The organism is Psychrobacillus sp. BL-248-WT-3 (assembly GCF_012843435.1).
Classification (GTDB): domain Bacteria; phylum Bacillota; class Bacilli; order Bacillales_A; family Planococcaceae; genus Psychrobacillus.
In genome coordinates this window covers 89,501-96,277 of sequence record NZ_JABAFC010000011.1, presented here as the reverse complement: position 1 = coordinate 96,277, position 6,777 = coordinate 89,501, and the positions used below count along the sequence as shown (strand labels likewise).

General features: G+C 36.0%; 7 protein-coding genes and 1 riboswitch. Of the genes, 6 read left to right on the top strand and 1 reads right to left on the bottom strand.

What is annotated here, in order from left to right:
- Positions 1 to 597: 597 nt before the first annotated feature.
- Positions 598 to 732: riboswitch (FMN riboswitch) on the top strand.
- Between the two features lie 156 nt (positions 733 to 888).
- Positions 889 to 1,482, top strand: a complete 594-nt coding sequence (locus HF876_RS08325; protein ID WP_169359600.1) for an ECF transporter S component — start codon at positions 889 to 891, stop codon at positions 1,480 to 1,482.
- A gap of 94 nt (positions 1,483 to 1,576) precedes the next feature.
- Here HF876_RS08325 and HF876_RS08320 read toward each other — a convergent pair whose 3' ends face one another.
- Positions 1,577 to 1,825, bottom strand: coding sequence for a ferredoxin (locus HF876_RS08320; RefSeq protein ID WP_169359599.1), 249 nt, complete (start codon positions 1,823 to 1,825; stop codon positions 1,577 to 1,579).
- 170 nt (positions 1,826 to 1,995) lie between these two features.
- On the opposite strand from HF876_RS08320, the gene HF876_RS08315 reads away from it, so the two are divergent.
- The 5 genes from HF876_RS08315 (at position 1,996) to HF876_RS08295 (ending at position 6,750) form a co-directional block, all read left to right on the top strand.
- On the top strand, positions 1,996 to 2,964 hold the full coding sequence (locus tag HF876_RS08315) for a YpbB family protein (RefSeq protein ID WP_169359598.1): 969 nt from the start codon (positions 1,996 to 1,998) through the stop codon (positions 2,962 to 2,964).
- A gap of 2 nt (positions 2,965 to 2,966) precedes the next feature.
- Positions 2,967 to 4,373, top strand: a complete 1,407-nt coding sequence (locus tag HF876_RS08310; RefSeq protein WP_169359597.1) for a RecQ family ATP-dependent DNA helicase — start codon at positions 2,967 to 2,969, stop codon at positions 4,371 to 4,373.
- 76 nt (positions 4,374 to 4,449) lie between these two features.
- Positions 4,450 to 5,076, top strand: a complete 627-nt coding sequence (locus HF876_RS08305; protein ID WP_169359596.1) for a LysM peptidoglycan-binding domain-containing protein — start codon at positions 4,450 to 4,452, stop codon at positions 5,074 to 5,076.
- 73 nt (positions 5,077 to 5,149) lie between these two features.
- Positions 5,150 to 5,782: a CBS domain-containing protein gene (locus HF876_RS08300; RefSeq protein WP_169359595.1), complete on the top strand. Its 633-nt coding sequence runs from the start codon at positions 5,150 to 5,152 to the stop codon at positions 5,780 to 5,782.
- 200 nt (positions 5,783 to 5,982) lie between these two features.
- On the top strand, positions 5,983 to 6,750 hold the full coding sequence (locus tag HF876_RS08295; protein WP_169359594.1) for a metallophosphoesterase: 768 nt from the start codon (positions 5,983 to 5,985) through the stop codon (positions 6,748 to 6,750).
- The last annotated feature ends 27 nt before the right edge of the window (positions 6,751 to 6,777 follow it).

Below are 6,777 nucleotides of genomic sequence, written 5' to 3'. Positions count from 1 at the left end.
ATATTTTCGTAATTTTGCATAATGATCATCTCCTATAGGAAAGTTATGGTCATTTACACAAAATTTTATACGTTCTCCACTTGGTTGATTTTATGTAGCGCAACTGGATAGTTTAGGTGCGCTTGGGAGTGGTTTAGGTGATGCTTTTTGATATTAAGGTGCGTAAGCGTCATTTAGGTGACGGGTGGTTGATTTTATGTAGCACAACTGGATAGTTTAGGTGCGCTTGGGAATGGATTAGGTGACACTTTTTGAATCTTAGGTGCGTAAACGTCATTTAAGTGACAATTGCTTCTGTTTATGTAGCACAATTTGAGAAGAGTCAAAGAAAAATGCCTTTTATCACCGTTCACGAAGATTTATCACCGCTCGTGAGGCATTTATCACCGTTCCCGGAAAAATATCACCGGTAGCATGAATTCCAACGCACAAATACCTCTATTATATCCAGGTGACCCTTCCCAAACTCAATAATTGGTTCCCACTTTCCATGGCATCAATAATTTGCTTAAAGTAAAACAGTTGTATTGCATATATTAATATAGTTTGATAAAATGATTGTAATTCAAGATATTCTTGAATGACAACAAAATATTGATTCATCTTCGGGGCAGGGTGAAATTCCCGATCGGCGGTAGTAGAAGATTTTTTTCTTGAGCCCGCGAGCCGTTAATGGCAGGATTTGGTTAAATTCCAAAGCCGACAGTATAGTCTGGATGGGAGAAGGTGAAGGTGCAGCTGTTTTTCGTATGCTCTTATACGGATACGCTTATTTAAGTGTACCTTTTTCTCCTTTAAGCTAACGTAATGCTTAAGGGATTTTTTGAGTATGGATAACAAGCTGAACCTTTCTTCTTGTGGAGTGAATCGCAAAAGGAGAGAGGATTTATGGCAAAAAGTAAGACGCGAATGCTTATTGCAATCGCCATGCTGAGTAGTATTTCTTTCGTATTAATGCTGCTTGCATTTCCGTTACCAGTTTTACCAGCTTATTTGAAAATTGACTTTAGTGATATTCCAGCTTTAATTGCTGCAATCACTATGGGACCAGTTGCAGGGGTACTTGTAGCCCTTATGAAAAACGTGTTGGATTGGTTGTTCTCAGGAAGTCCTACAGGCGTTCCAGTTGGTCATATGGCTAACTTTGCAACGAGTATCTTGTTTATAACACCTGTTTATATTATTTATCGTAAAGTATCATCTTCTAAAGGGATTGCTTACGGTTTAGGTGTTGGGACTATTTGTATGGCACTTGGTATGAGCTTGTTAAACTATTATGTTTTCTTACCAATGTATTCGTACTTTTTAAATTTCCCTGCAAAAACAGGAACAGCTTTATTTAATTCAATTATATTAGGTATTTTACCGTTCAACCTTATAAAAGGTATTCTAGTGACTATCGTCATGATCGTTTTATTTAAACGAATGAAGCCATTGCTAGATAAGGTTAGTAAATCGTTTAAAGTACCAAAGACTATTTAATAAATTTTAGATTACGGAACCTTGGTTGTAATCTTGTCTATAAAAACAAAAAGGCCAAGAATATGAGTTACTCATATTCTTGGCCTTTACTGTACTATTCGAATTTAAGTGCGTCGCCTTCAAATGATTCTTCTGAAACTTTAATGGAATCTGTAGGACAGCCTTCAAATGCGTCTTCCATATCCTCCATCAATTCCTCTGGAACTTCTGTTGTCCCCGTGTTATCATCTAAAATAACAAAGGCGATACCTTCATCGTCATAGTCATATATATCTGGAGCAGCTGCTCCACAAGCTCCACATGCGATACATGTATCTTTATCTACTATAGTGTATTTTGCCATTAGTATATTCTCTCCTTTAATTCTACTTATACGAATTAGCTATCTTATTCATTCTAAAGCTGTTTTCATTACTTTTCAACAAAAATACTTTAAACTGTGAGGTATTTAACTTGTATTTTAGCCAACTATTACTAAATATCATACAAAGTTTTAATGGAGAGCGGTCAGCAATGGCTTCTTTTTACTTATTAAAAGGAAAAAAATCAGGTCAAACAATTCAAGATGTTACTTATTTTAGTTTGCATCAATATTTCTCTATTTACCCGAAACTCACAAAGGAAGAATATGAAGTGGAGCTATCTAAGCTCTACGAATACAGCTGGATTGAGCAGCAGGACACTCTGCTAAAGGTCAGTGACAAAGGGGAAGCTCAGCTAAAGGGTTATAAAAATCCGCTGTTTAATGGATGGCTATTAAGAGGAAATGAAAAAGTTTTTTGGGGAAGATTAGAATTAGTCATGCAAACACTATCCCACTTTAAGAACAATGAATCAAGATTTATACCAAACCAGAAGGATTATTTTGTTCACCAATTCGTCAAAAGCTATTTAAGAGAAAGAGATTATAAATCTGACAAGTTTCAGCAAAGCTTTAAAAACCAACTTGAACACCTGTTATTGCATCCAAGTCTCGGGGAAAATCATCGGACGTTGCTCATCTATAGACTGAGTGGATATCAAATAAGTGGTTTGACGTGGGATCAGCTGGCTATGGCATACGATTCCTCAGTTACAGATATGAAGCTTCAATTTGTAGAAGCGCTACACATTATTTTAACTAACTTAAATGAAGTAGACCATCCTGATTTAACCCAATTAGCACAAGATATTTTTGTACATAATCCTTTGACCCAATCTGCCTTAAAAACAGAACAGCTTTTAACACAAGGCTATTCTTTACAAGAAATCGCCTCTATCAGATCTCTTAAGGTAAATACGATAGAAGATCATTTAATAGAAATCGCTTCTACTAATAAAAGTATGTCTCTTACACCTTTTATTTCAGAAGAGGATATACATCGAGTGTTGATGATCTCAACTAAAAATAAAACGAAAAAATTGAAAATAATCCGAGATAGTTTACCAGAACTAAGTTATTTTCAAATTAGATTAGCTTTAGCTCTTGAAAGGAGTGTATGAAAATGGATCAGCTTCAGCACATACTTCAAACTCGATTCGGTTATGCAGAATTTCGAGAAGGGCAAAGAGAAATTATTGAACGAGTATTGTCGGGAGAGGACGTTGTAGCTATTTTGCCGACGGGAATGGGGAAATCATTATTATTCCAATTGCCCGCCTATTTAATTGATGGAGCAGTCCTAGTCATTTCTCCATTGCTCTCCTTAATGCAGGATCAGGTGGAGCAGCTTAAAATGCTAGGTGAAAAAAGAGTAGTGGCGATCAACTCCTTTTTATCCTTTGAGCAAAGAGAAGAAGCATTATCTCGACTGAGAACATATAAATTTATATTTACATCACCAGAAATGTTGCAAAACGAGTATTTTCAACAAAGGCTTTCTAGTATTTCAATTGCGTTCATAGTAGCAGATGAAGCGCATTGTATTTCTCAATGGGGGTTTGATTTTAGACCAGATTATCTAAGAATTTCTAAATCACTTCAGGCATTCCGACATGTGAACGTGCTGGCTTTAACTGCTACTGCTACCAATGAAGTGATAAAGGACATTGAACATACATTATTAATGAAAGAGCCATTTGAGTATATCCATTCCTTAGATCGGCCTTATATTGCTTATGAATCCTATCAGGTAGAAAACCAAAAAGAAAAGCTGACCTGGATCATAAATAGAGTCACTAACACAACTGGTCCTGGGATTATCTATAGCCAGTCTAGAAAGAAAACACAATTTTATGCCCAGGAGCTTCAAAAAAAGGGAGTAAAGGTTGCTTATTATCACTCGAAAATGGATCAAGAGGATCGTATTCTTATCCAGCAGCAATTCCAGCAAGGACATCTAGATTGGATTTGCGCCACGAACGCATTTGGTATGGGAATACATAAGGACAACATTAGGCAAATTATTCATGATCATATACCAACCTCTATCGCTAACTATATGCAAGAGGTAGGGAGGGCTGCGAGGGACGGGAAACAGTCGATTGCGACGATTCTTTATATGCAATCTGATGTAGAACAAGCCTATTTTGTAGCCATGCAAGAATTTCCAGAGGAACAGGATATTGAAATTGCTTATCGGAAAAGTAATCAGGTAGTTTTATCAGAAACGACACAAAGAATACTAGATTACTGGAAAAAGGAGCTATCCCAACAAGAAACCATTAATCTTTTTCAACGTATTCGACAAAAAAAGTGGAGAGAAATACAAGATTTGTACACCCTTTTACAGAATGAGGTTTGTATAAGGGAACAATTATTAGCACATTTTGGTCAAAGGTTAACAAGGAAGCCCAAAAATTGTTGTTCAAAATGTACTCTAAATCTTCAGGAAATATTTCAGCTACACGAAAAAACCACTGTTAATACTACTAAACTTGACTGGAAAAGTAGATTAAATAGTCTCTTATAGCTCTTAACAACATTTACATTTTCAACAAAATTCGTCATAATAGTAGTAGATAAGTGGAAGAATGGAGTTTGAAAAAATGAGTAAAGATGATTATCAAAAAAAAATAGAAGAGCATAGACAATCCATTGGGGTAGAAAATGAATCATCAGAATTGAGAAGAAGCAGAAGAAATGCTACTGGTAAGAAGAAAAAGAAAAAGAACCTTCTTTTACCAACCTTATTTGCTATTTTTATATTATTGCCAGCAAGTTTTTTACTCTACGTCCAGTTTATCTATGTGCCTGATAAAGAAGAGACAACGACCGAAGAGGCTAGAATTGAAGTGGAAACAAAACCAATCTCTAATTCAAATGAGACAGACGAGAAAGATGAAGAGGTTACCGAACAACCAGTTCAAACAGAAAAAATAGAAGAAACAAAGCCAGAAGAGTCTACTGAGGTTGCTCAATCAACTCCTGCAGTAGCACCTGCACCTGTAGAAAAGGAAGAACCGAAAGCACCAGTGCAGGCAGAACCTAAGAAGGAAGAAAAAGTTGAAAAGCCTAAAACCGAGGCTAAAACGCATATTGTTAAAGGAAACGAGACTTTATACCGAATAGCAATGAACTACTATAAAAATCCAGAAGCAGTTGAAAAAATTAAAGCTGCAAATGGTCTAGCTTCGAATGAAATTTATGAAGGACAAAAATTAATCCTGCCATAATGTACAGATAGCAGGATAAATAACCTTTTTATAGAATATATAAGTATAGACCTATAGAGAAAGAGGTGTTTGCATGTTTGTAAAAAGTGTTATGATCCCGAAGGAAAAATGCTTAACGATTAGTGGAGAATCTTCCGTATTGGATGCTTTAAATGAACTGGAAGCTAAGGATATTGATGCCCTACCAATTATTGAGTCTGGAAAATACTTGGGGATGTTCAATAAGTATCTGTTATATAAGGCGTATTTTTACAGTGATACAGATAAAGAAACGTTTTTAAAACAGACAAAAGTGTCAGATGTAGTGACTAGGGAAGATACCTTTGTCAAAACAAGTGATGTATTCGAGCAAGCGTTTATGAAATTATATGATTTTCCAATTCTTGCAGTAGTAGAGGATGAGAAATTTTTAGGTCTTGTCACTCGATACGATACGATACATCAATTTAAGAGTGCCTTTGGAATGAATACGAAGGGAACACGAATTGCCTTTACTTCGGTGGAATCAGAAGGAAGAATTTTGAAAGTGTCTGATATTCTTCACAAGTATCACACTTCAGTAATATCCTTAGTTACTTTTGATGAAACTGACAAGCTTGTGCGTCGAATCGTTCTTAAGATTGATAACGAACAGAAATTAGATCGTATTATCCATGACCTAGAAAAATCAGGCTTCCGGGTGTTACATATAGACAAGGATGAGTAATATAGATCGGTTCAAAGGCAGGGGCCATTCCCTGTCTTTTTGCTTGGAAGAGGGTAAAGTGAATAGTTTGGCTTTGCCTTGAACCTCGTGGTCAAATAGGAATATAGTAGCTTAAGGGCTATTCTAAACTTTTGATATGATTTACGGGTAAGGTATAGAAGCTTTTGCTTTTCTTATTGGGTTTAGGGGGAATATAATAAGTGTTATCGATAGGAATCACCATTGTTATTGCAGGTATCATTCTCTTCCTTTACATGCTTTTTCTAGCATTTCAAACGAATGTAAAAGAACATCAGCTCCTTGTGAAAGAAATGCCAAAAGGGACACAACTGAATATATTTTTTATTTCTGATATACATCGCAGGAAAATAGATGATACATTAATCCATTGCATCATTGGAAAGGTAGATTTAGTAATCATAGGAGGGGACCTGACAGAAAAGGGTGTACCTTTGATGAGGACAAAACTCAATTTAAAACAATTAAAAAAGCTTGGTCCTGTTTTTTATGTTTTTGGAAATAATGATCGTGAAGTAGGCGAAGCTAACTTATCGTCTATATTTCAAGAGCTAGACATTCAAATGTTAAATAACACTTCTGTCACGATCTCCGAAGGAAAGATGCCTATTCGCTTAGTAGGGATAAATGATGGGTTTGTAGGGAAAGTAATTATTGCAGATGCATTTAATCTGGTGGAAGAAAAGGATATTCTCATATTTGTTAGTCATGCACCGGCATTTTTCCATTCCGCTCTCAAGGTAAGTAAGCCTCGGCTAATGCTAGCTGGGCATTTACACGGCGGACAAATTCGTATAGGACCTATTGGTATATATGAGAAAGGTTCCTACCGATTAAAAGAAAATCGTGCAGAATTAATAAGTAATGGATTTGGTACTACCGGGGTGCCACTGCGCTTAGGAGCTAAATCTGAGTGTCATATCATAACCCTTCATAACATGGAGAGATAGACATATAGTAAGAAAGGAAGTTTTATA